This window comes from Curvibacter sp. GW821-FHT01G03 (assembly GCF_059422285.1).
This window is the reverse complement of sequence record NZ_JBWKWP010000012.1, coordinates 169,012-193,133: the sequence shown is the minus strand read 5'-3', so window position 1 is coordinate 193,133 and position 24,122 is coordinate 169,012. Positions and strand designations below refer to the sequence as shown.

Genomic DNA, 24,122 nt, shown 5'->3' with positions numbered 1-24,122 from the left:
ATCGCGGCATGTACGCACTGTTTGATGAAGCCGGCAAATTTCAGGCCGGACGCATTCTGTCGGAAGCCGATAGCTCCCTGCAGGTGGAACTGGAATCGGGTAAGCGGGTCAAGGTCAAGGCCGCCAACCTGCTGCTCAAATTTGACAAGCCCGCCCCTGGCGAGCTGATCGCCCAGGCCCAGGCTGCAGCCGAAGGCATCGAGCTGGAGCTGGCCTGGGAGTTTGCGCCCGAAGAAGACTTCGGCTTTGCCGAGTTGGCCCGCGACTATTTCAGCGAACAGGCCACCCTGGTGCAGCAGACGGCGGCCCTGTTCCGCCTGCATGAGGCCCCTCACTACTTCCGCCGCGCTGGCAAGGGCCGCTACAAGAAGGCCCCGGCCGAGATCGTGCAGCAGGCGCTGGCCGCGATCGAGAAGAAAAAGCTGTTGCTGCAACAGATCGCCGACTGGGCCGCCGAACTGGGCCAGGGCGCATGCCCGCAGCCGATCCGCGATCAGCTCTACAAGATCCTGTTCCGCCCAGACAAGAACGCGCCCGAGTACAAGGCAGTGGTCGAGGCCTCACGCGCCACCCAGACCGCGCCGCTGGACCTGCTGCGTCAGGCGGGTGCCATCGACTCGGCCTACCAGTTCCACTGGAAGCGCTTTCTGTTCGACAACTTCCCCAAGGGCACGGGGTTTCCGGTCCTGCAAGCGCCCGAAATCACCGACGAGCTGCCGTTGGCCAGCGTGCAGGCCTATTCGATCGACGACTCGCAGACCACCGAGATCGACGACGCGCTGTCGGTTCAGGGCCTGGGCAGTGGCCAGGTGACCCTGGGCGTGCACATTGCAGCGCCCGGCCTGGCACTGCAGACCGGCACACCGATCGACCAGGTGGCCCGGCATCGCCTGTCCACCGTCTACATGCCGGGCTACAAGATCACCATGCTGCCCGACGAGGTGGTGCAGCGCTACACCCTGTCCGAGGGCCGCGCCTGCCCGGCGGTGTCGCTGTACGTGACCTTTGACGAAGCCAGCCTGGAGATCCAGGCCAGCGAAACCCGGCTCGAACGCGTGCCGATCGCGGCCAACCTGCGCCACGACCAGCTCGACAAGGTGGTCACCGAGGCCTGGATGGAGAGCGACAACCCGGGCCAGACCGAACTGCCCGGGGGCATGACCCACGCCACCATGGCCTTTCTGTGGCGCCTGGCCAAAACCCTGAAGGCCCGCCGTGAGGTGGTGCGCGGCAAGCCCGAAACCTTCAACCGACCCGACTACAACTTCCGCCTGGTCGGCAACGACGGCGCGGAGCCCAGCGGACACGAAACCGTGCAGATCAGCGTGCGCCAGCGCGGCGCCCCGCTCGACCTGATCGTGGCCGAGGCGATGATCCTGGCCAACAGCCATTGGGGCCTGTGGCTGGCCGAATGCGGCGTGCCCGGCATCTACCGCAGCCAGGCCAGCCTGGCCCCCGGGGTGAAGGTGCGCATGGGCACCAAGGCCCAGCCGCACGCGGGCATCGGCGTCAAGGCCTACGCCTGGAGCACCTCGCCCCTGCGCCGCTACACCGACCTGGTCAATCAATGGCAGATCATCGCCTGCGCCCGCCACGGCAAGACGGCGGCCCTGGCGGCCCCGTTCAAGCCCAAGGACGCGGAACTGTTCTCGATCATCAGTGGCTTCGATGCGGCCTACAGTGCCTACAACGGCTACCAGGCCGGCATGGAGCGCTTCTGGACGCTGAAGTACGTGCAACAGAACGCCATCACCGAGCTGACCGCGGCCGTGTTCAAGGAAGGCCCCAACGGCAGCGTGCTGGTGCGCGCCGACGAGCTGCCCCTGGTGCTGGCGGCCCACGGCATGAACGGGCTGCCGCGCGGCGCCCGGGTGCGGGTGAAGCTGGGTGAGATCGACGAGATCGCGCTCGACGTCAGTGGCACCATCGTGGAGCGGCTCGATGCCGAACTGCCGCTGGACGCTGGCGACGAGGACGAGGGCGACGACGAGCCCGTGGCCGGCCCGATCGCGATTGCGGTGGATGTGAACGAAGCAGAGCCCGCTGCGGGCGAAGCGAGCACCGCCTGAGTCCCTGACCCGACCCGCTCTCACCGTGCGAGCCCTCGCCTTCCTGCACCACCTCAGCACCCTGCAGATCACGCTGGCCGTGTCAGCGCTGGTGCATGCCGGCCTGCTGACGCTGCGCATCGTCGACCCGGAATCTTTCAACCGGGTGTTCCAGGACACCCCGCTCGAAGTGATTCTGGTGAACGCCAAGTCGGACGCCCGGGCCGAGCGGCCCACGGCCATCGCCCAGGCCAGCCTGGCGGGCGGTGGCGAGGCCAGCCGGGGCCGTGCCACCTCGCCCCTGCCGAGTTCGGCACTCAACAGCGTGGGCGACACCCTCGAAGAAAGCCAGCGCCAGCTGGCTGCACTGGAACAACTGCAGGCCCGCATGCTGACCAGCGTGCACCAGCAACTCGCCAGCCTGCCCCGGCCCGACCCGACCCGCAGCAGCCTGACACCCCAGGAGCAGGCCCAGGAGGAGAAGCGCCGCCAACTGCTCAAGCTGCTGGCCGAGATCGAACGGCGCATCAACGAAGAGAATGCCCGTCCCAAAAAGCGCTACATCAGCCCGGCCACACGCGAAGAGGTGTATGCCACCTACTACGACCAGTTGCGCCACAAGGTGGAAGACAAGGGGACCGAGAACTTCCCCGAGAAAGACGGCAAGAAACTGTATGGCGAGCTGACCATGACGCTGACCATCAATGCCAGCGGGCGCCTGCTGTCCACCGAGATCGTGCAAAGCTCAGGCAATCGCACGCTGGACCGGCGAGCCGAGGCCATTGCGCGCTCGGCCGAGCCTTTTGGCAACTTCAACCCGGCGATGCGTCGCCAGGCCGATCAGATCGTGGTGGTGTCGCGCTTTCGCTTCACCCGCGATGAAACCCTGGAAGCCAACGTCCGATAATCGCGCTGAAATTCTGAGACGACCCGAGACACAACCGAGACAAACCCGGCCTGCGCACCAGGCCCCAGCCAGCCCTCTTCATGAGCCAAGACCACTATTGCGTGTTGGGCAACCCGGTTGAACACAGCCGCTCGCCCTGGATCCACACCCGTTTTGCCGAATTGACCGGCCAGCGCCTGCAGTACGGGCGCCGGCTTGTCGAGCTCGACAAGTTCCACGAAACCCTGCACCAGCTGCAGCTTGAAGACTGCAAGGGCTGCAACGTGACCGTGCCCTTCAAGTTCGAGGCGGCTCAGGCGGCCAAGGTGCGGAGCCCTCGCGCCGAGTTGGCCGGCGCCGCCAATGTGCTGACCCTGCGCGCCGATGGGCTGTACGCCGACAACAGCGACGGCATCGGGCTGGTCAACGACCTGCAGAACAACGCGGGCGTGCCGCTGCGAGGCCAGGATCTGTTGCTGATCGGTGCCGGCGGGGCGGCCGCCGGGGTACTGGGCCCCTTGCTGGAGGCAGGCCCAGCCCGCCTGACCGTGGTCAACCGCACCCACGACAAGGCCATCGCCCTGGTGGCCCGGCATCAGGCCCTGGCCCGCAGCCACGGTGTGGCCCTGGAGGCCCCGGCGCTGGAGACACTGACAGGCAGCTTCGACGTCGTCATCAACGCCACGGCCAGCAGCCTCAGCGGTGCCGGCGTGCCCGTGCCCGCCAGCGTGCTGCGCCCCGGCTGCCTGGCCCTGGACATGATGTACGGCCCGGCGGCCCAGGGCTTCCTCGACTGGGCGCGTGCCCACGGAGCCCAGGGCCGCGACGGTCTGGGCATGCTGGTGGAACAGGCGGCCGAGGCCTTTGCCCTGTGGCGCGGCGTGCGCCCGCCTTCAGCCCAGGTTCTGGCTGAGTTGCGCCAGCAACTGTGAGGCAGCACGCCAGGCCATGAAAGCCCTGCTGCGCTGGAGCGCCTGCCTGTTGCTGGCCTGGTTGGCGCTGGAGCTGTTCTTTGTGCTGCGGGTGGCGACGCTGACGGTTCTGGACCCGGCCTCCACCGCGTTCCAGCGCTCTGAGGCGGTGCGCATCCGGCGCGAAACCGGGCACCTGCGCTGGCAGCAGCAATGGGTGCCCTATGGCCAGATTTCAGACCACCTCAAGCGGGCGGTGATCGCCTCCGAGGACGATGGCTTCACCCAACACGACGGTGTGGACTGGGACGCCATCCAGAAGGCCTGGAAACGCAATGCCCAGGCCGAGGCCCGCGTGCAGAGCCTGCGCCCTGGCAGCGCCAGCAAGACGCGTTCGCCCAAGGTGGTGGGGGGGTCGACCATCACCCAGCAACTGGCCAAGAACCTGCTGCTGTCGGGCGAGCGCACCCTGCCGCGCAAAGCCCAGGAGCTGATGCTGACCCTGTTGCTGGAGGCCTTTCTGGACAAGCAGCGCATCCTGGAGATCTACCTCAACAGCGTCGAATGGGGTGAAGGCGTGTTTGGGGCCGAGGCTGCAGCCCAGCACTACTTCCGCAAGCCGGCGGCCCGCTTGAGCCCCGCCGAAGCCGCCCGTCTGGCCGTGATGCTGCCGCGGCCCAAGTACTTTGAACAGATGCCCAACTCGCCCTACCTGGCCAGCCGCAGCAGCGTGATCCAGGGCCGGATGAGCAACTCGATCCTGCCCTGAAAGGGGCGCTCACAACATCGTCTGCCCTGTGGGCGGCAAACCGCGCAGGCGGCGCTCGCGTCGCTCCAGGTTGCGGCGCCAACGTTCGATGCCCAGCACCAGACGCCGAGCCCCATAGCGCAAGGTCACCTCTGCAACCTCCCGCAGGGACAGACGCCGCCACGCGATGCCCAGGTCATGGCGCCACATGGCGCTGCACACCGAGCTGAGAAAGGTCAGGGGCAGGCGCCCGCGCCGGTGCAGGGCCACCCGGGCATAGGTGGGCAGAAACAAGCTGGCCGGGTACTCACGGCGGTCCACGAACTGCGTGGGGTACAGGCCGATCGGTTGCAGCAGGCGGCCGGCCGGATCGAATTGCACACTGCTCAGGTCCAGGGCCTGCTTGTCATCAAAACGCACGGCCCAATGGTCGACAAAATCGTCCTGCCCCACCACGCGCCAGCGCAGCAGCGTGACGGCCAGACCCCGCTTGTGGGCGTCCAGGGCCAGATCCAACGACGCCGAGAAGCAGCGCCCACGCGCCTGCACCAGAGAGCGCTGGCGATGACGGGCGGCCAGACGCAGCAGCAGACGTTGCTGCTGCGTGGCAAGGCCTTTGTCCGCGCCCGAGCCCCCTGCTCTCAAGTTCATGGAGGATGTCCCATCGGAGGTAAAGGTAACAATTGTAAATCTGCGATCACATTCACACGATCTGACCCTGGTCAGGGTTTGCCAAGTTGGTCCTGAACCAGTCCCTGCGTGAGACCCTCTACACTGGCGGCCTCATGAGAATTCTTGGCATCGACCCCGGTCTGCAGACCACCGGCTTTGGCGTGATCGACGTTCAGGGTTCACAGCTGAGCTACGTGGCCAGCGGCACCATCAAGACCACCCACCTGGCCTTGGGCGACCTGCCCGGGCGCCTTAAAGTGCTGTACGACGGCATCCGCGAGGTGAGTGCCCGCTACCAGCCAGAGGTTGCCACCGTTGAAATCATCTTTGTCAACGTCAACCCCCAATCGACCCTGCTGCTGGGCCAGGCGCGTGGCGCCTGCGTGACGGCCCTGGTGTCATGCGACCTGCCGGTGGCCGAGTACACCGCCTTGCAGATGAAGAAGGCGGTGGTCGGCCACGGACGGGCGGCCAAGTCGCAGGTACAGGAGATGGTGCGCCGCCTGCTGCGACTGCCCGGCCTGCCCGGCACGGACGCCGCCGACGCCCTGGGCATGGCCATCACCCACGCCCACGCGGGCCAGGCCATGAACCGCCTGAACGAGGCTGGCGGCACCCTGCAGCGCAAGACCCACGCGATGTACAAAAGCGGGCGCAGTTACTGATGCCCTGGGCAGGGGCCCGGGAATGGAGGGCAATTTGCCGCCTGCTCGACGGTTTTCACCCGCCCGACTGGGTTACGCTCGAACTACCGCTGGCGGGGATCCTCCTGCCGGCCGGCACCGGCCAACCCATCACCCATGTTCTCCACCCTTGACGAGGCTTTCGAGCTTCCAGCTGCCGATGCAGCCTCTGCTGCCCAGGACCGCCCGGAACCGAACGCCCCAGTGACTGCCGCGCCCCCCGTGGCGCCGCTGACCTACAGCCTGGCCTTGTACAAGCCAGGCTGCGGCGTGGGCTGGCAAGGCCGGGACATGACCGTCAGCCACGTGCTGCTGCGGCGCGGACGCCTGATGGTGTACCTGCAGGGGCACCCTGACCCGGTGGAGCCCGAAAACCTCACCATGCCCCTGACCCGGCTGGTATTGCAGCGCACCGAGGACCGTTGAGCGCCGGCCGGACCCAGCCGGTGCGCCCCGCCCTCCGTGGCCACTCAAGGGCCTGCGCGATCAGGCCACCGGCTTGATCGGCACGTAGAGGTCACCCCCGGCGCGCTTGAACTCGTCGGATTTCTCGGCCATGCCCTGAGCGGCAAATTCGCGCACCTCCTGGGTGATCTTCATCGAGCAGAACTTGGGCCCGCACATCGAGCAGAAGTGCGCCACCTTGGCCGAATCCTTGGGCAGGGTCTCGTCGTGGAAGTTGCGCGCCGTGTCAGGGTCCAGGCTCAGGTTGAACTGGTCCATCCAGCGGAAATCGAAGCGCGCCTGCGACAGCGCGTCGTCGCGGGCTCTTGAACCCGGGTGCCCCTTGGCCACATCCGCCGCGTGCGCCGCGATCTTGTAGGCAATGATGCCCTGCTTGACGTCTTCACGGTCGGGCAGGCCCAGGTGCTCCTTGGGCGTGACGTAGCACAGCATGGCCGTGCCCATCCAGCCGATCATGGCGGCACCGATGGCACTGGCAATGTGGTCGTAGCCCGGGGCGATGTCGATGGTCAGCGGGCCCAGGGTGTAGAACGGGGCTTCGTGGCAGTGCTTGAGCTGCTCGGTCATGTTGGCCTGGATCATGTGCATGGGCACGTGGCCGGGGCCTTCGATCATGGTCTGGACATCGTGCTTCCAGGCCACCTGGGTCAGCTCGCCCAGGGTGTGCAGCTCGGCAAACTGAGCCTCGTCGTTGGCGTCCGAGCCCGAGCCGGGCCGCAGGCCGTCGCCCAGCGAGAAGCTCACGTCGTAGGCCTTCATGATGTCGCAGATGTCTTCGAAATGCTCGTAGAGGAAGCTTTCCTTGTGGTGTGCGATGCACCATTTGGCCATGATCGAGCCCCCGCGCGAGACGATGCCGGTGCGCCGGTTGGCGGTCAGGTGGATGTGGGCCAGGCGAATGCCAGCGTGGATGGTGAAGTAGTCCACGCCCTGTTCGGCCTGTTCGATCAGGGTGTCGCGGAAGATCTCCCAGGTGAGGTCTTCGGCCACACCGCCCACCTTCTCCAGGGCCTGGTAGATGGGCACGGTGCCGATGGGCACCGGGCTGTTGCGCACGATCCAGTCGCGCGTGGTGTGGATGTTGCGGCCGGTGGACAGGTCCATCACGTTGTCTGCGCCCCAGCGGATGGCCCAGACCAGTTTCTCGACCTCTTCCTCGATGCTGGAGGTGACGGCCGAGTTGCCGATGTTGGCGTTGATCTTGACCAGGAAGTTGCGGCCGATGGCCATGGGCTCGACTTCGGGGTGGTTGATGTTGGCCGGGATGATGGCGCGGCCCCGGGCCACCTCATCACGCACGAACTCGGGCGTGATGATCTTCGGGATCAACGCGCCCATGGGGTTGCCCTGCAGGCGTTTTTCGCGGGCCTCGTCGGCCAGGTACTGGGCCATCCATTCACGGCGGCCGTTTTCGCGGATGGCCACAAACTCCATCTCTGGCGTGATGATGCCCTGGCGCGCGTAGTGCATCTGGCTCACGTTGCGGCCCGCCTTGGCACGGATCGGTCGGCGTTGCAGGCCCGCGGCCTCGGCGCGCAGGCCTTGCAGGCGCAGGTCCTCGGCATCGCCCTTCTGGCCGTCGTCCAGGGCCACGCGGGCCCGGCCTTCGTAGGTTTCGGTGTCGCCGCGGCGGGCAATCCACTCGCCACGCACGCTGGGCAGGCCACGGCGCACGTCAATGGACGCACTGGGCTCGGTGTAGGGGCCCGAGGTGTCGTACACCGTGACCTGCTCGCCATTGCTGAGGTCAATGCGGCGCATGGGCACACGCAGGTCCGGGTGAAGGGCCCCTGCCTCGTAGACCTTGGTGGAGGCAGGGAAGGGTTCGCGGGTGAGCGACAGCAACTCGGCGAATTTTTCGCGGGCTTGGAGATCGGGGGCGTTCATGGTGTGGGTCCTTTCCGGCAGGCTGACTGAAAGCCCCGGAGTGAACCCTGCAACCGAGCCCCTGGCGGGGGTGTTGCGGCCTGCCGCCCTCCGCAGGGAGGACCAGAGGCCTGAAGTTCAGCTCTTCTTACGCCGGTATTAACCGGATCAAGTTCGTCGGGTTCAGCGTGCCTGCCGGATTCGATCCAACAGCCGCCGTCTCAGCACATGGTGCACCCCGGAGCAGCGCGAAGTATACGCGGCGCAGGGTGTCGGCGTCAGGCCAGTCGTTCGAGAATCAGCACCGCAAAGAAGACAAAGGCCGCGATCAGCGTCCACTTCAGCACAGCCCAGCCCCAGCGCTTGAAGCGGGGCTGGCCGGTGCCAACATAAAACGCAAAGCAAACGGCGGCCCCCAACAGCAGCAACAGGACCAACCAGCGAAACAGCAACATGGGCGTGATCAGCGGTGGGGGACTGGCCTACCAGGCCCGGGCAGGTTGGGCAAAGCCGGCCGGCGCCTGGCGCTCGTCCTCGAAAGTGACCATGTCCCAGCACTCGGGGTGGGCCAGCAGTTCGCGCAGCAAGCGGTTGTTCATGGCATGACCCGAGCGGAAGGCGGTGTACTCAGCCAGCAGCGGCTTGCCGATCAGGTACAGATCGCCCATGGCGTCGAGGATCTTGTGCTTGACGAACTCATCGTCGTAGCGAAGGCCGTCGCTGTTGAGCACCTTGTAGTCGTCCATCACGATGGCGTTGTCCAGCCCGCCGCCCAGGGCCAGGCCATTGGAACGCAGCATCTCGAAGTCACGCGTGAAGCCGAAGGTGCGAGCGCGGGCGATGTCACGGCTGTAATTGCCACTGCCCAGGTCAAAGGCCACATACTGGCCCGTGGAATCCACCGCAGGGTGACCAAAATCGATCTCGAAATTGAGCTTGTAGCCGTGGTAAGGCGTCAGGCGGGCCCATTTGGCCTGCGCGCCCTCGCCTTCTCGCACCTCGACCGGGTGCTTGACGCGGATGAAACGCCGCGGCGCCTTCTGCAGCTCGATGCCGGCACTCTGCAGCAGAAACACGAACGAGGCCGAGGAGCCGTCGAGAATGGGCACCTCTTCGGCGGTGATGTCGACGTACAGGTTGTCAATGCCCAGACCGGCACAGGCGGACATCAGGTGCTCCACCGTGTGAACCTTGGCCCCACCAGCCGAGATGGTGGAGGCCAGCCGGGTGTCGGTCACCGCCTGAGCGGTGATGGGGATGTCCACCGGCTCGGGCAGATCGATGCGACGGAACACAATGCCCGTGTCGGGTTGCGCAGGCCTCAGGGTCAGTTCGACCCGTTGCCCGCTGTGCAGGCCGACGCCCACGGCGCGGGTCAGGGTCTTGAGGGTTCGTTGCTGCAGCATGGCTTCATTTTAAGTCCAGGCCATGCGTCGCAAGGTCGAGAGGGGTATCCAACGGATACAGCCCCCCCCAGGACACGGCGCCCTCTGACGACGCAGTGAACTCAGCCTGCAGCGGCCCCGTCACGACCGCACAGCGAACACAGGTCAAGCCGCACCATGACCCAGATCATAGGGTCTTTACTTAATGGCCCGACCCGACTCCTCAGCCTCGGAAGTCGCGTCGAAAATACCCCTCATCCGTGTGCAAAGCGCGTCCATCGGACCGAAGAATTCATTCGGCCCCTCACTTCAATTTTCAGCCCCCTCCACCATGAACAAACTCAGTTTCAAAACTAAGATCCTGCTGCTGATGTCCATGGCCCTGCTGGCCATCGCTGTGCTGGCCATCGGCTCGCTGCTGCAGCAGCGGCGCATGATCATCGACGCCCGCCAGGAACAACTGACCACGGCCGTGCAAGGGGCCTACAGCATTGTGGCGGCCTACCAGGCCAAGGCCGCCAGCGGCGCCATGTCGCTCGAAGACGCCCAGACCGCTGCCAAGGACGCGCTGCGCGTGTCGCGCTACGGCGGCCCCGAAGGCAAGACCGAGTACTTCTACATCTGGACCCTGGACGGCAAAGGTGTCATGCACCCGATCAAGCCCGAATGGGAGGGCAAAGACATGGCCGGCCAGATCAAGGACGGTGCCGGCACCGACATCATCAAGCTGCTGGCCGACGCCATCCGCGCCAGCAAGGACGGCCGCGCCTTCGTGCCCACCCAGTTCGCCCGCCCGGGCCAGCAGACCCTGGTGCCCAAGACGCTGTATGCCATCCGCCTGGACGCCTGGAATTGGATGGTCGGCTCGGGCGTGTACACCGATGACGTGGACAAGATGGTGCGTGACACGCTGCTGTTCGACCTGGGCATCGTGGCCTTCGTGATCCTGGCCGTGGGCGGCATCGGGGTGATGGTGTCGCGCTCGGTGATCCAGCAGATCGGTGGCGACCCGACCGTGGCCATGGCGGCCATGTCGGAAGTGGCCGAAGGCAATCTGGACGTGCAGATCCCCCCCTCGCCGGCGGGCTCGTTGCTGGATGCGCTGGAGCACATGGTGGTGTCCTTGCGGCGCCTGGTGACCGAGGTGCGTTCAGCCACCGACAGCATTGCCACCGCCTCCAGCGAGATCGCCCAGGGCAACACCGACCTGTCACAACGCACCGAACAGACCGCCAGCAACCTGCAGGCCGCCGCCGGCAGCATGGAAGAGCTGACCAGCACGGTGCAACAAACCTCTGACTCGGCCCAGACGGCCAACCAGATGGCCAACTCGGCCGCCGAAGTGGCACAGCGCGGGGGTCAGGTGGTGTCGGAAGTCGTGTCCACCATGGAAGAGATCAACACCAGCAGCAAGAAGATCTCCGACATCATCGGTGTCATCGACGGGATCGCCTTCCAGACCAACATCCTGGCCTTGAATGCGGCGGTGGAAGCCGCCCGCGCCGGTGAGCAAGGCCGCGGCTTTGCCGTGGTCGCCGGTGAGGTGCGCAGCCTGGCCGGTCGCAGTGCCGAGGCAGCCAAAGAGATCAAGTCGCTGATCGGCGCCTCGGTCGAGAAGGTGGAAAGCGGCACCCGCCTGGTGGGCAACGCCGGCAACACCATGACCGAGATCGTGGCCAGCGTGCAGCGCGTGACCGACATCATCGGCGAGATCCGCGCCGCGACCTCGGAGCAAAGCCAGGGCATTGCCCAGGTGAACACCGCCGTCAACCAGCTCGATCAGATGACCCAGCAGAACTCGGCCCTGGTCGAGCAATCGGCCGCAGCGGCGGACAGCCTGCGCGAACAGGCCATGCGCCTGACCGAGGTGGTGGCCCGCTTCCGCGTGCATGGCAGCGAAGTGGCCGCGCCCCGCCTGCGGCCCGCGGCCCCCCTGCGCCCGGCCGCCCCCCGCGCCGCGCCGGCCCCGCGGGTGAGCGCCGCGCCCGCCAAGGCCCTGCCTGGCAAGGCGGCCAGCAAGGCCACCACGGCACCCGCCCCTGCGCCAACACCCGCCGCCACGCCGCGCATCAGCGCCGCACCAGCCCCCAGCGCCGAGGGCGATTGGGAATCTTTCTGAGCGGTTGTCAGGGGCCGCGAAACCGCCCGTGCCCCTTGCGCCAACCGTCCAGCCGGCCCCGCTCCGGCTGACCGGCGGGCCTTCCTAGAGTGGCTGCTTTCTGTTTACAGGATGCAGCCCCATGAAAACACCGACCTCACCCCGCCTGAGCCTCTGGCTCTCACTGGCCCTCTTGCTGTCCAGTTGTGGCGGCAGCGACGCCCCCTCGCCCCCCCAACTGCACGTGCAGCAGGTCACTGTGTTCGGCGACAGCCTCAGCGATGTGGGCACCTATGGTCCTTTTGCTGGGGATTCCTCCCAACCCGGCAAGTTCACGGTCAACCCGGGCCAGGTCTGGGCCGAAGTGGTGGCGGCCCGTTATGGCGTGAAACTGACACCTCGGCGCCTGGTGGGCGACGGCGCCCAGGCCCAGGTGGTGGGGGGCAACGACTACGCCGAGGGCGGTGCCCGCGTGGCCCTGCTCCCCGGTGTGAGCGCCCTGGGCCGAAATGATGACGTGACACCGGTGCGGGCTCAGATCTCGGCCCGCCTGGCCCAGGGGCCGATGGCCAAGGGCGAGCTGGTTCTGCTGGCGGCCGGTGGCAACGACCTCTTTGCCCAGTTCGATGCCGCGTTCTGGTCGCGCCCGCCCGGGCTGGACGAAGACCAGGCACTGGCCCAGGCCACGGCGGGTGTCGAGCAGGCGGCCGACGATCTGGCCGCCGAGGTGCAACGCCTGCTGCAACACGGTGCTCCGCTGGTGGTGCTGGGCCTGGCCCTTGACTTTTCCAACAACCCATTTGCGCAGCGTTGGCTCGATGAGAAACAGCGGCGCCAGGTGCGCGCCTGGGCGCAGCGCTTCGAACAGCGCCTGCAGGCCGCCCTGGGTCAGCCACCCGGCCTGGTCTGGGTCGACTGGGGCCCGCTGGGGGAACGCCTGCTGACCCAACCCGCCACCTATGGCCTGATCGACGTCCAGACCCCCGCCTGCACCAACACCGTCCCCTCGGCCAGCGCCGTCTTTTGCTCGGCCCAGACCCTGGTGCAGCCCGATGCGGCCGAACGCTTTCTGTATGCGGACGATTTCCACTTCACGCCCCGAGGCCACGCCCTGCTGGCTGAAGAGGTGCTGAAAAAACTCGAGGCCCTGGCACATTGACGTGCACAGGGCCTCGTGGCTTGGGTCGCAGACCACCCAGGGTGGCCTGTGAGGGCTTGATCAGTCGGCTTGCTTGCGCAGGAAGGCCGGGATCTCCAGGTCGTCCATGCCGCCCGACACCAGGGCATCGACCTTGGCGGCGGCCTGGGTGCGGTTGGTGCGCCACACGCTGGGCACGCTCATGCTGCCGTAGTCCGAGCCCCCCACGGTGCTGCCCATGCCCACCTGGGCCACACCGGCCACGCTGCCGCCCGACGAGGCCACGGGCAGGTTGAAGCCGACGTTGTCGGTGCCAGTGCGCAGCACTTGCAGCGGAGGCGCGGCACGGCGGGCGTTCTGACGGCTCAGGCCGGTGGCGACCACGGTCACGCGGATGTTCTCACCCAGCGAGTCGTCGTAGGCGGCGCCGTAGATCACATGCGCATCGGGCGATGCGTAGGCATTGATGGTGCTCATGGCCAGCTTGGACTCGGACAGCTTCAGGCTGCCCTTGGCGGCGGTCACCAACACCAGCACGCCCTTGGCACCCGAGAGGTCGATGCCTTCGAGCAGCGGGCAGGCTACAGCCTGCTCGGCAGCGATGCGGGCGCGGTCAGGACCGCTGGCCACGGCCGTGCCCATCATGGCCTTGCCGGGCTCACCCATCACGGTGCGCACGTCTTCAAAGTCGACGTTCACATGGCCGTACTCGTTGATGATTTCGGCAATGCCACCCACGGCGTTCTTCAGCACGTCGTTGGCATGGGCGAAGGCTTCGTCCTGGGTGATGTCGTCACCCAGCACGTCGAGCAGCTTCTCGTTGAGCACCACGATCAGCGAATCGACATTGGCCTCGAGTTCGGCCAGACCGTCGTCGGCATTGGCCATGCGGCGCTTGCCTTCCCAGTCGAAGGGCTTGGTCACCACGCCGACGGTGAGAATGCCCATTTCCTTGGCCACGCGGGCGATCACAGGCGCGGCGCCAGTGCCGGTGCCACCGCCCATGCCGGCGGTGATGAACAACATGTGTGCGCCCGAGATGGCGGCACGGATGTCTTCCAGGGCCGCCTCGGCGGCATCGCGCCCCTTGTCGGGCTTGCTGCCGGCACCCAGGCCGCTCTGGCCGAGCTGGATGGTGCGATGGGCCGCGCTGCGGCCCAGGGCCTGAGCGTCGGTGTTCGCACAGACGAATTCAACGCCCTGCACATGACGCTGGATCATGTGCTCCACGGCGTTTCCGCCCCCCCCGCCAACACCAATCACCTTGATCTGAGTGCCCATGTTGAACTCTTCAACTTCGATCATTTCGATGGTCATCTTGTTGCTCCTGAATCTGCCTGCTTTGCAATTGCCAAAAATTTTTACTGACGGAATTGTGACTTGCCTTGAGCGTCTTATGGCGGTCCTGTAGAGTGCCAGCGCTCCTTTTTTTGCAGTGGCGGGCTACCTCTGGCCAGCCAGGGTTTGCGAGGCGGCGGCCCCAGGGCCGGCACCCCTGAATACAGGGTGCTGCCAGCCATGAGAAAGGGCCGCAGGGCCATGTCAGAAGTTCCCCACGATGAAGTCCTTGAAGCGACCGAAGGCCGTCTTCATGGAGCCACTCTTCTGCGCCACCTTGAAGCCGCGGATACGGGCCTGGCGGGCTTCTTCCATCAGGCCCATCACGGTGGCCGCGCGCGGCTGGGCCACCATGTCGGACAGGGCGCTGGCGTACTTGGGCAGGCCACGGCGCACGGGCTTCAGGAAGATGTCTTCGGCCAACTCGACCATGCCCGGCATCACGGCGCTGCCGCCGGTGAGCACGATGCCCGAGGACAGCACCTCTTCGTAGCCCGACTCGCGGATCACCTGCTGGACCAGCGAGAAGATTTCCTCGACACGCGGCTCGATCACGCCGGCCAGGGCCTGGCGGCTCAGCATGCGCGGGCCGCGATCGCCCAGACCCGGCACCTCGACCTGGGTCTCGGCGTCGGCCAGCAGTTGCTTGGCATAGCCCGACTCGACCTTGATGTCTTCGGCATCCTTCGTCGGCGTGCGCAAGGCCATCGCGATGTCGCTGGTGATCAGGTCGCCCGCGATCGGGATCACGGCGGTGTGGCGGATCGCGCCATTGGTGAAGATGGCCACGTCGGTGGTGCCGGCGCCGATGTCGACCACGGCCACTCCGAGCTCGCGCTCATCATCGGTCAGCACCGCCTGGCTGGAGGCCAGCGGGTTGAGCATCAGCTGCTCCACGTCCAGGCCGCAACGCCGCACGCACTTGATGATGTTCTCGGCCGCACTCTGGGCGCCGGTCACGATGTGCACCTTGGCCTCCAGGCGCAGGCCGCTCATGCCGATCGGTTCCTTGACGTCCTGGCCGTCGATCACGAACTCTTGCGGCTCGACCAGCAGCAGGCGCTGGTCGGTCGAAATGTTGATGGCCTTGGCGGTCTCCACCACCCGAGCCACGTCGGCCGGGGTGACCTCCTTGTCCTTGACGGCCACCATGCCGCTGGAATTGAGGCCGCGGATGTGGCTGCCGGTGATGCCGGTGTAGACACGCGTGATCTTGCAGTCGGCCATCAGCTCGGCTTCCTTGAGCGCCTGCTGGATGCTCTGCACGGTGGCATCGATGTTCACCACCACGCCGCGCTTCAAGCCATTGCTGGGGGCCACACCCAGGCCGGCCAGCTTGAGCTCGCCCCCAGGCAGGACCTCGGCCACCACCGCCATGACCTTGGCAGTGCCAATGTCCAGGCCCACCACCAGATCCTTGTATTCCTTTGCCATATGTTTACCTGTTCTATTCTGTGTTGGTTGGGTCGGTGTTCTTTGTTCTTATTTCTTGGGCTGTTCGGCGCTGACCGTGGTCACGCCGCGCAAGCGCAGGGCATAGCCTTCGGTGTGGCGCAGATCGGCCGATTCAAGCGAGCCCGGGTGCCGCCCGTAGCGCGAGGTGACCTGGGTCAGGGTGGCCACAAAACGGCGCGTGCGGGCCAGCACTTCATTGATGCTGCCACTGCCCAGCTCGATCGCAGCGCCCGAATCGAGCGTGGCACGCCAGCCCCCGCGCGGGGTCAGTTCGAGTTCAGCCAGGTCGAGCTCGACCTGCTTGAGGATGGGGCGCAGGCGGCCATACATGTCGAGCACCTCGACCGACTGGCCGGCCGGGCCGTACAGGCGCGGCAGGTCGTCCTGATCCACATCGTCCACATTGGCTTCGAACACCTCGCCGAAGCTGTTGAGCATGCCCGAGCCGCTTTCCGGGCCCCACAAGGCCACCGGCACGTGCTCTTCGAGGGTGATCTGCAACTGATTGGGGAACTGGCGCCGCACCGCCGCATGGCGCACCCAGGGCACCCCCTCGAAGGCCTCGCGCACCTGACGCAGGTCGACGGTGAAGAAATTGCCCACCAGCTTGTGCGCCACATTGGCACGCAGCGTGACCGCGTTGTTGTGCGTGAATTCGCCCTGCACCGACAGGCTGCCGATGGAGAACGCCGGGTGCCGCAGCACCCACCAGCCGCCCGCAGCCACGACCAGGGCGACACAGCCCATGAACAGGACCGAAGCGGTCAGGTTCATCAGCTTGACGTCCAAGGGTACGGCCAGGGGATCACTCATGGCGCATCAGGCTCCGGCCAGAGGTTTAGCGGGGCTGTCGAGCGTGGCCGTGGCCAGCACCTGCAGGCACAGGTCTTCATAGCTCAGACCGGTGGCACGGGCCGACATCGGCACCAGCGAATGGCCCGTCATGCCCGGCGAGGTGTTCATCTCGAGCAGGAAAGGCTTGCGGTCGCTGGCGCGGATCATCAGATCAGCACGGCCCCAACCCCGGCAGCCCAGGGCACGGTACGAGGCCAGCACGATGCGCTGGATCTCAGCCTCTTCCTCGGGCGGCAGGCCGCTCGGGCACTGGTACTTCACGTCGTCGGTGAAGTACTTGTTCTGGTAGTCGTAGGCGCCTTCGGGGGCGACGATGCGGATCACCGGCAGGGCCCGGGCCTCGGCACCGGTGCCCAGCACCGGGCAGGTCACCTCTTCGCCCTCGATGAACTCCTCGCACAGCACATCGGGGTCGTAGCGGGCCGACAGGGTGACCGCGTCCTGCATCTGCGAGTAGCCACGCACCTTGGTCACGCCGATGGACGAGCCTTCGCGCGGGGGCTTGATGATCAGGGGCAGGCCCAGCTCATCAGGCACCTGACGCACCAGCTCGCGGGTCTGCTGCTCGGGCGAGAGCCACACATAACGCGGCGTGGGCAGGCCCTCGGCGCTCCACAGGCGCTTGGTCATGACCTTGTCCATGGCCACACTGGAGGCCATCACACCCGATCCGGTGTACGGGATGCCCAGCAACTCAAGGGCCCCCTGCACCGTGCCGTCTTCGCCGTGGCGGCCATGCAAGGCGATGAAGCAGCGTTGAAAGCCGTGCTTCTTGAGCTCGCTGAGATCGCGCCCCGCCGGATCGAAGGGGTGGGCGTCCACACCACGCGACAACAAGGCCTGCAGCACGCCCTGGCCCGACATCAACGACACCTCACGCTCGGCCGAGGTACCGCCCAGCAGCACCGCCACCTTGCCCAATTCATTTGCCTGGATGTTCATCACCCCTGCCCTCCGACATCGCTCACCACACCCTGCACACCCGCGGCACCCTGAGGTGCCTGCTGTTGCAGCCACTCGACCACCTTGGCCGGCACCCCGCCGATGGAGCCCGCACCCATGCACATCACCACGTCGCCGGCGCGGGCGTTGCGGGCAATGGCCTGGGGCAGTTCTTCAACCCGGTCGACAAACAGCGGCTCGACCTGGCCCGCCACGCGCAAGGCGCGGGCAAGGGCTCGGCCGTCGGCCGCCACGATGGGGGCCTCGCCGGCGGCATACACCTCGGTCAGCAGCACGGCGTCAGCGCGGCCGATGACCTTGATGAAGTCCTCGAAGCAGTCGCGCGTGCGGGTGAAGCGGTGCGGCTGGAAAGCCAGCACCAGGCGACGGCCCGGAAACGCGCCGCGTGCGGCCGCCAGGGTGGCCGCCATTTCCACCGGGTGGTGGCCGTAGTCGTCGATCAGGGTGAAGCGGCCACCGTCAGCCGAGGGCAGTTCGCCATAGCGCTGGAAGCGCCGGCCCACGCCCTTGAACTGGGCCAGGCCGCGCAGCAGGGCCTCGTCTGGAATGCCCAGTTCGACGGCCACCGCGATGGCCGACAAGGCATTGAGCACGTTGTGTTCACCGGCCAGGTTCAGCACCACGGGCAGGTCCGGCAGGGTCACGCCATTGCGGCGCTGCACGGTGAAATGCATCTGGCCGTCCACGGCGCGCACATCGACGGCGCGCACCTGGGCGTCCTCACCGAAACCATAGCTGGTGATGGGGCACTGCACGCGGGGCATGATCTCGCGGATCGCCGGGTCGTCGGAACACAGGATGGCCGTGCCGTAGAAGGGCATGCGGTGCAGGAAATCCACAAAGGCCGACTTCAGCTTGTTGAAGTCGTGGCCGTAGGTCTCCATGTGGTCGGCATCGATGTTGGTCACCACCGCCATCACCGGCAGCAGGTTCAGGAACGAGGCATCCGACTCGTCGGCCTCAACCACGATGTAGTCGCCGCTGCCCAGCTTGGCATTGGCGCCGGCGCTGTTGAGGCGGCCACCAATCACAAAAGTGGGGTCCAGGCCGGCTTCGGCCAGCACGCTGGTGACCAGGCTGGTGGTGGTGGTCTTGCCGTGGGTGCCGGCGATCGCGATGCCGCGCTTGAGGCGCATCAACTCGGCCAGCATGACGGCGCGCGGCACCACCGGAATGCGTTTTTCACGGGCCTTCAGCACCTCGGGGTTGTCGGCCTGCACCGCGGTCGAGGTGACCACGCAGTCCACCTCGTCGAGGTGGGTCGCATCGTGACCCACGAAGGTGCGGATGCCCAGGCCCTGCAGGCGGCGCAGGGTGGCGCTGTCGGCCAGGTCGGAGCCCGAAATGGTGTAGCCCAGGTTGTGCAGCACTTCGGCAATGCCGCTCATGCCGGCCCCGCCGAGGCCCACGAAATGGATGTGACGGATGGCGTGCTTCATCGGGCCAGCTCCTCACAGGCGCTCACCACCTCAGTGGTGGCTTCAATTTTTTGCATCTTCTTGGCTTGCTCTGCCCGCGCCAGCAGGTCGGCGCGGGTGGTTTGGAGAATCAGCCCGGCCAGGTGCTCGGGCGTGAGTTCGGTCTGCGGCAACAGCCAGCCCCCGCCCGCTTCGACCAGGAAGCGGGCATTGGTGGTCTGGTGGTCGTCCACCGCATGGGGGAAAGGCACGTACACCGCTGCGGCGCCCACGGCCGCGATCTCGGTCACGGTGCTGGCGCCAGCGCGGCAGATGATCAGGTCGGCCTGGGCAAAGGCGGTGGCCGTGTCGTCGATGAAGGGCGTGAGCTCGGCCTGCACGCCGGCGGCGCGGTAGGCCTCGCGCAGGGCGTCGATCTGCTTGGCGCCGCTTTGGTGGATCACCTGTGGGCGCTCGGCCTCGGGGATGAGGGCCAGCGCCTGCGGCACGGTGTCGTTCAAGGCCTTGGCGCCCAGGCTGCCGCCCACCACCAGCACCCGCAGGGGGCCGTTGCGCCCGGCAAAACGCTCGGCGGGGCTGGCTTGCGTGGTGAAACCCGCGCGCAGCGGATTGCCCACCCAGCGGCCCTTGGCCATCACTTTCGGGAAGGCGGTGAACACGCGGTCGGCCACACCGGCCAGGATCTTGTTGGCCATGCCGGCCACCGAATTCTGCTCGTGCAGCACCAGGGGTTTGCCCAGCAGCACGGCCATCATGCCGGCCGGAAAGGTGATGTACCCGCCCAGGCCCACCACCACATCAGGCCGCACGCGGCGTACCACCTGCAGGCTTTGCCAGAAGGCCTTGAGCAGGCGCAGGGGCAGCAGGACCAGGGTCTTCAGGCCCTTGCCGCGCACGCCCGAGAAGTCCACCGTCTCGAAGGTGAAACCACGCGGCGGCACCAGCCGGCTTTCCATGCTGTCGGGCCCGCCCAGCCAGTGCACGCGCCAGCCGCGCTCGCGCAGGGCTTCGGCCACGGCCAGGCCGGGGAAGATGTGGCCACCGGTGCCACCCGCCATGATGAGGGCGGTCTTGGCGCTCATACGCGGCCTCCCTTCATCATCACCTTGTTCTCGTAATCGATGCGCAGCACCACTGCGATGGTCACCAGGTTCATGAGCACCGCCGAGCCGCCATAGCTCATCAGCGGCAGGGTCAAGCCCTTGGTGGGCAAGGCGCCCAGGTTCACGCCCATGTTGATGAAGGCCTGGAACCCCATCCAGATGCCCACGCCCTGCGCCACCAGACCCGGGAACACCCGGTCGAGGGCGATCGCCTGGCGGCCGATGTGCATCATGCGGCGCGTCATCCACAGGAACAGGCCGATCACGCACAACACGCCCACCAGACCGAATTCTTCGCCGATCACGGCCAGCAGGAAGTCGGTGTGGGCCTCGGGCAGCCAGTGCAGTTTCTCGACACTGCCGCCCAGACCGACGCCAAAGATCTCACCGCGGCCAATGGCAATCAGCGAGTGCGACAGCTGATAGCCCTTGCCCAGGGCGTTGTGCTCGCTCCAGGGGTCGAGGTAGGCAAAGATGCGTTCGCGCCGCCAGGGTGAGGCGGCAATCATCAGGCCGAAGGCGCCCACCAGCACCGCGGCAATCAGGAAGAACATGCGCGCGTTGACGCCGCCGAGAAACAGAATGCCCATGGCGATCACGGCGATCACCATGAAAGCGCCCATGTCGGGCTCGGCCAGCAGCAAGGCCCCCACCAGGGCCACGGCGGCCCCCATGGGCCAGACGGCCTGGAAGAAGCGCTCCTTCACTTCCATCTTGCGCACCATGTAGTCGGCCGCATAGAGCAGCACCGCGAACTTGGCCAGCTCAGAGGGCTGAAAGCTCAACGGGCCCAGTCCGATCCAGCGGCGCGCGCCATACACCACCTTGCCCACGTGCGGGATCAGCACCATGATCAGCAGCAGCAGCGAGACCACGAAAAGCCAGGGCGCGGCCTTTTCCCACACCTTCATGGGCACCTGGAAGGTCAGCAGTGCGGCCACAAAGCCCATCACCAGCCACAAGGCGTGGCGGGTCAGAAAGTAGGTCGGTGTGTAGTTGGCAAAGCGCGGGTTGTCGGGCATGGCCACCGAGGCCGAATACACCATCACCAGGCCCCAGGCCAGCAGGGCCACCGTGACCCAGACCAGCGCCTGATCCACCCCCAGCATGCTGGCGCGCATCGGCTCGCCACGCCCCTCGTCGGCCGACCAGGTGCGCACGGGCAGCACCTCGCCAGCGGCTTTGGAGACGCCGCTGAACCAGCCCGAAAGCCGGCCCGACAGGCTGAGGGAGGCGTTGCGCGTGTTCATGCGAAGCCGCCCTCCAGGGTCTGGCCCGCCTCTTCGGCCAGCAGTTGAACCGTGTCGCAGAACACGCGGGCCCGGTGGGCGTAGTTGTCAAACATGTCGAGGCTGGCGCAGGCCGGCGACATCAGCACGGCATCGCCGGGCTGAGCCAGTTCGGCTGCGAGGCGCACGGCCTCGGGCAAGGTGGCGCAAGTGTCGCAACGCACGCCGCTGTCTTGCAGGGCAGCGCCGATCTGCGGGCCATCACGGCCGATCAACACCACCGCGCGGGCAAAGCGGCTGACAGGTTCGGCCAGAGGCGAGAAGTCTTGCCCCTTGCCGTCGCCCCCCAGGATGACCACCAGGCGCCGGTCGGCGCCCAGGCCCTGCAGGGCCGCCACGGTGGCGCCCACGTTGGTGCCCTTGCTGTCGTCAAAGTACTCGACCTCGCGCACCAGGGCCACCGACTCGACCCGGTGCGGCTCGCCCAGGTATTCGCGCAGGCCATAGAGCATCGGGGCCATCGCACACCCTGCCGCGCAGGCCAGGGCCAATGCGGCCAGCGCGTTGGTGGCGTTGTGGCGGCCACGGATGCGCAAGGCATCGGCGGGCATCAGGCGCTGGATGTGCAATTCTTCGGCTTCGTCCTTGCGGCGCTTGCGGGTCTCATCGGCCTCCAGGGCGCGCACCAGCCAGGCCATGCCATTGACCACCTCGATGCCGAAATCGCCCGGGCGCTGCGGCATGCCGGCGCCGAAGGTCACGTGGGCCCGGACCTGGGGCTTTTGCAACTTCACCCGCAGCGGGGCCGGCAACATGGCCATCACCATCGCGTCGTCGCGGTTGAGCACCATCAGCGAGCGCTCGCCGAACACCCGGGCCTTGGCCTGGGCATAGGCCTGCAGGCTGCCATGCCAGTCAAGGTGGTCTTGTGTGACGTTGAGCACGGTGGCGGCCGTCGGCTCGAAGCCTGAAATGCCGTCGAGTTGGAAGCTGGACAGCTCCAGCACCCACACCTGGGGCAAGGTGCCGGCCTCCAGGTGCTGCTGCAGCGTATCGAGCAGGGTGGGCCCGATGTTGCCAGCCACCGCGACGGTCTTGCCCGCCCGCTCGACCAGCTGGCCGGTCAGCGAGGTGACGGTGGTCTTGCCATTGGTGCCCGTGATGGCCAGCACGGCCGGAGCGTAGCCCTGGGCCGCACGGACCGGTGGCTCGGGCTCGGCGGCGGCCTCGGGCAGGGCTTCAGAAGCAGGCTCGGTGTCGGTGTCGGTGTCGGAAGGCACGTCGGCCGGGGCTTCGTCCACCTTGGCCAGTTGGGCCAGTGCGTGGTTGAACAGGCTCAGTTCGCCCCCCACCCACAGGCCCGCAGCACGCGCCGGATCACACACCACCGCCACCGCAGCAGGCGACAGGCCGGGCGAGCGGAACACGGCACGCACATCGCTGCCCTCGACCAGGGCGGCACTGAAGGGGCCACCGACAAAGCGGACCTGGGGCCATTCGGCCTGCAGCGCGGCCAGTTGCGGCGGCTGCTCACGGCTGTCGGCCACCGTCACCCGGGCGCCCTGGCGCGCGCACCAGCGCGCCATCGCCAGGCCGGAAGCCCCCAGGCCCAGGATGAGGACAGGCTGATCTTGCAGGGAGGACGGGCTCACGGCTTACCTCAGCTTCAGGGTGGTCAGGCCCAGCAGGCACAACAGCATGGTGATGATCCAGAAGCGGACCACGACCTGGGTCTCTTTCCAGCCGCTTTTCTCGAAATGGTGGTGCAGCGGCGCCATCTTGAGCAGGCGCCGACCCTCACCGTACTTGCGCTTGGTGTACTTGAACCAGCTCACCTGCAGCATCACCGACAAGGCCTCGACCACGAAGATGCCGCCCATGATGGCCAGCACCACTTCCTGGCGCACGATGATGGCGATGGTGCCCAGGGCACCGCCCAGGGCCAGGGCCCCGACGTCGCCCATGAAGACCTGGGCCGGGTGGGTGTTGAACCACAGAAAGGCCAGGCCGGCGCCGGCCATGGCCGAGCAGAAAATCAGCAATTCGCCCGAACCCGGGATGTGCGGGAACAGCAGGTACTTGCTGTAGACAGCGCTGCCGGTGACATAGGCAAACACGCCGAGCGACGAGCCCACCATCACCACCGGCATGATGGCCAGGCCATCCAGGCCATCGGTCAGGTTGACCGCGTTGCTCGATCCCACGATCACCAGGTAGGTCAGGATCACGAAGCCGAACACCCCCAGCGGGTAGCTGACCTCTTTGAAGAAGGGCAGCAGCAGACCGGCCTTGGGCGGCAGGTTGACGTCAAAGCCAGAACGCACCCAGGTGATGAACAGCTCGAACACGCGCAGGTTGGACACCTCGGAGATGCTGAACACCAGGTAAAGCGCCGCCAGCAGGCCGATCACGGATTGCCAGAAATACTTTTCACGCGAGCGCATGCCCTCGGGGTCTTTGTTGACCACCTTGCGCCAGTCGTCCACCCAGCCGATGGCGCCGAAGCCCAGGGTGACCAGCAGCACGATCCAGACGAAACGGTTGCTCAGGTCCGACCACAGCAGCGTGGAGATGGCGATCGACAGCAGGATCAGCACACCGCCCATGGTGGGGGTGCCGCTTTTGCTGAGGTGGCTTTCCATGGCGTAACCGCGGATCGGCTGGCCGATCTTGAGGGCGCGCAGGCGGCGGATCACGGCCGGGCCGGCCAGCAGGCCGATCAGCAAGGCCGTGGTGGCGCCCATGACGGCGCGAAAGGTCAGGTACTGGAACACCCGGAAAAATCCGAACTCGGGCGACAGCGTCTGCAACCATTGGGCAAGACTCAGCAGCATGGTTGCTTCTCCTCAAATACAAACACA

At 66.6% G+C, this 24,122-nt stretch carries 21 protein-coding genes and 1 riboswitch; of the genes, 8 read left to right on the top strand and 13 right to left on the bottom strand.

What is annotated here, in order from left to right; all coding sequences use genetic code 11:
• Positions 1 to 8 precede the first annotated feature (8 nt).
• The 4 genes from AC07VS_RS18660 to mtgA all read left to right on the top strand — a co-directional run bounded on the left by AC07VS_RS18660 (position 9) and on the right by mtgA (position 4,614).
• Positions 9 to 2,069: a ribonuclease catalytic domain-containing protein gene (locus AC07VS_RS18660; RefSeq protein WP_494656751.1), complete on the top strand. Its 2,061-nt coding sequence runs from the start codon at positions 9 to 11 to the stop codon at positions 2,067 to 2,069.
• 25 nt (positions 2,070 to 2,094) lie between these two features.
• Positions 2,095 to 2,955: an energy transducer TonB gene (locus AC07VS_RS18655; RefSeq protein ID WP_492348215.1), complete on the top strand. Its 861-nt coding sequence runs from the start codon at positions 2,095 to 2,097 to the stop codon at positions 2,953 to 2,955.
• 80 nt (positions 2,956 to 3,035) lie between these two features.
• The gene (aroE, locus tag AC07VS_RS18650) at positions 3,036 to 3,866 is read left to right on the top strand and encodes a shikimate dehydrogenase (RefSeq protein WP_492348214.1); all 831 of its coding nucleotides are present in this window, start codon (positions 3,036 to 3,038) and stop codon (positions 3,864 to 3,866) included.
• Positions 3,867 to 3,882: 16 nt separating this feature from the next.
• Positions 3,883 to 4,614, top strand: coding sequence for a monofunctional biosynthetic peptidoglycan transglycosylase (gene mtgA / locus AC07VS_RS18645; RefSeq protein WP_492348213.1), 732 nt, complete (start codon positions 3,883 to 3,885; stop codon positions 4,612 to 4,614).
• Between the two features lie 9 nt (positions 4,615 to 4,623).
• Here mtgA and AC07VS_RS18640 read toward each other — a convergent pair whose 3' ends face one another.
• On the bottom strand, positions 4,624 to 5,244 hold the full coding sequence (locus tag AC07VS_RS18640; protein ID WP_492348212.1) for a hypothetical protein: 621 nt from the start codon (positions 5,242 to 5,244) through the stop codon (positions 4,624 to 4,626).
• Positions 5,245 to 5,378: 134 nt separating this feature from the next.
• Between AC07VS_RS18640 and ruvC the strand changes: the two genes are divergently transcribed.
• Together ruvC and AC07VS_RS18630 are read left to right on the top strand one after the other, a co-directional pair.
• A complete protein-coding gene (ruvC, locus tag AC07VS_RS18635) occupies positions 5,379 to 5,930 on the top strand; it encodes a crossover junction endodeoxyribonuclease RuvC (protein ID WP_494751685.1) in 552 nt (183 codons plus the stop codon).
• A gap of 135 nt (positions 5,931 to 6,065) precedes the next feature.
• On the top strand, positions 6,066 to 6,374 hold the full coding sequence (locus AC07VS_RS18630; protein ID WP_494751684.1) for a hypothetical protein: 309 nt from the start codon (positions 6,066 to 6,068) through the stop codon (positions 6,372 to 6,374).
• A 60-nt stretch (positions 6,375 to 6,434) separates the two neighbouring features.
• Here the strand turns inward: AC07VS_RS18630 and thiC are convergent, their stop codons facing one another.
• The 3 genes from thiC to lpxC all read right to left on the bottom strand — a co-directional run bounded on the left by thiC (position 6,435) and on the right by lpxC (position 9,685).
• Positions 6,435 to 8,300, bottom strand: coding sequence for a phosphomethylpyrimidine synthase ThiC (thiC, locus tag AC07VS_RS18625; protein ID WP_494751683.1), 1,866 nt, complete (start codon positions 8,298 to 8,300; stop codon positions 6,435 to 6,437).
• Between the two features lie 107 nt (positions 8,301 to 8,407).
• A riboswitch (TPP riboswitch) is annotated at positions 8,408 to 8,530 on the bottom strand.
• A gap of 27 nt (positions 8,531 to 8,557) precedes the next feature.
• Positions 8,558 to 8,734, bottom strand: coding sequence for a hypothetical protein (locus AC07VS_RS18620; protein WP_492348208.1), 177 nt, complete (start codon positions 8,732 to 8,734; stop codon positions 8,558 to 8,560).
• Between the two features lie 27 nt (positions 8,735 to 8,761).
• Positions 8,762 to 9,685: a UDP-3-O-acyl-N-acetylglucosamine deacetylase gene (gene lpxC, locus AC07VS_RS18615; protein ID WP_019574093.1), complete on the bottom strand. Its 924-nt coding sequence runs from the start codon at positions 9,683 to 9,685 to the stop codon at positions 8,762 to 8,764.
• Positions 9,686 to 9,995: 310 nt separating this feature from the next.
• On the opposite strand from lpxC, the gene AC07VS_RS18610 reads away from it, so the two are divergent.
• Entirely contained in the window at positions 9,996 to 11,783 is a 1,788-nt protein-coding gene (locus AC07VS_RS18610) for a methyl-accepting chemotaxis protein (RefSeq protein WP_494751682.1), read from the top strand.
• A gap of 121 nt (positions 11,784 to 11,904) precedes the next feature.
• Positions 11,905 to 12,921: an SGNH/GDSL hydrolase family protein gene (locus AC07VS_RS18605; protein ID WP_494751681.1), complete on the top strand. Its 1,017-nt coding sequence runs from the start codon at positions 11,905 to 11,907 to the stop codon at positions 12,919 to 12,921.
• A 60-nt stretch (positions 12,922 to 12,981) separates the two neighbouring features.
• Here the strand turns inward: AC07VS_RS18605 and ftsZ are convergent, their stop codons facing one another.
• The 9 genes from ftsZ to mraY form a co-directional block, all read right to left on the bottom strand.
• Positions 12,982 to 14,217: a cell division protein FtsZ gene (ftsZ, locus tag AC07VS_RS18600; protein ID WP_492348205.1), complete on the bottom strand. Its 1,236-nt coding sequence runs from the start codon at positions 14,215 to 14,217 to the stop codon at positions 12,982 to 12,984.
• Between the two features lie 225 nt (positions 14,218 to 14,442).
• Positions 14,443 to 15,672 carry a cell division protein FtsA gene (gene ftsA, locus AC07VS_RS18595; RefSeq protein WP_492348204.1) on the bottom strand — a complete coding sequence of 410 codons (1,230 nt, stop codon included), beginning with the start codon at positions 15,670 to 15,672 and terminating at the stop codon, positions 14,443 to 14,445.
• Positions 15,673 to 15,720: 48 nt separating this feature from the next.
• Positions 15,721 to 16,506, bottom strand: coding sequence for a cell division protein FtsQ/DivIB (locus AC07VS_RS18590; RefSeq protein ID WP_492348203.1), 786 nt, complete (start codon positions 16,504 to 16,506; stop codon positions 15,721 to 15,723).
• Between the two features lie 6 nt (positions 16,507 to 16,512).
• On the bottom strand, positions 16,513 to 17,490 hold the full coding sequence (locus tag AC07VS_RS18585) for a D-alanine--D-alanine ligase (protein WP_494751680.1): 978 nt from the start codon (positions 17,488 to 17,490) through the stop codon (positions 16,513 to 16,515).
• On the bottom strand, positions 17,490 to 18,950 hold the full coding sequence (murC, locus tag AC07VS_RS18580; protein ID WP_494656746.1) for a UDP-N-acetylmuramate--L-alanine ligase: 1,461 nt from the start codon (positions 18,948 to 18,950) through the stop codon (positions 17,490 to 17,492). Before murC ends, AC07VS_RS18585 begins: the two co-directional genes overlap by 1 nt.
• Positions 18,947 to 20,011 (bottom strand): undecaprenyldiphospho-muramoylpentapeptide beta-N-acetylglucosaminyltransferase, encoded by a 1,065-nt coding sequence (murG, locus tag AC07VS_RS18575; RefSeq protein WP_492348200.1) that lies wholly within the window; start codon positions 20,009 to 20,011, stop codon positions 18,947 to 18,949. Before murG ends, murC begins: the two co-directional genes overlap by 4 nt.
• A complete protein-coding gene (gene ftsW / locus AC07VS_RS18570; protein ID WP_492348199.1) occupies positions 20,008 to 21,282 on the bottom strand; it encodes a putative lipid II flippase FtsW in 1,275 nt (424 codons plus the stop codon). The genes murG and ftsW overlap by 4 nt, the downstream gene beginning before the upstream one ends.
• Positions 21,279 to 22,913 (bottom strand): UDP-N-acetylmuramoyl-L-alanine--D-glutamate ligase, encoded by a 1,635-nt coding sequence (gene murD / locus AC07VS_RS18565; protein ID WP_494751679.1) that lies wholly within the window; start codon positions 22,911 to 22,913, stop codon positions 21,279 to 21,281. Before murD ends, ftsW begins: the two co-directional genes overlap by 4 nt.
• Before the next feature lie 3 nt (positions 22,914 to 22,916).
• The gene (gene mraY, locus AC07VS_RS18560) at positions 22,917 to 24,095 is read right to left on the bottom strand and encodes a phospho-N-acetylmuramoyl-pentapeptide-transferase (protein WP_492348197.1); all 1,179 of its coding nucleotides are present in this window, start codon (positions 24,093 to 24,095) and stop codon (positions 22,917 to 22,919) included.
• Positions 24,096 to 24,122: the final 27 nt, after the last annotated feature.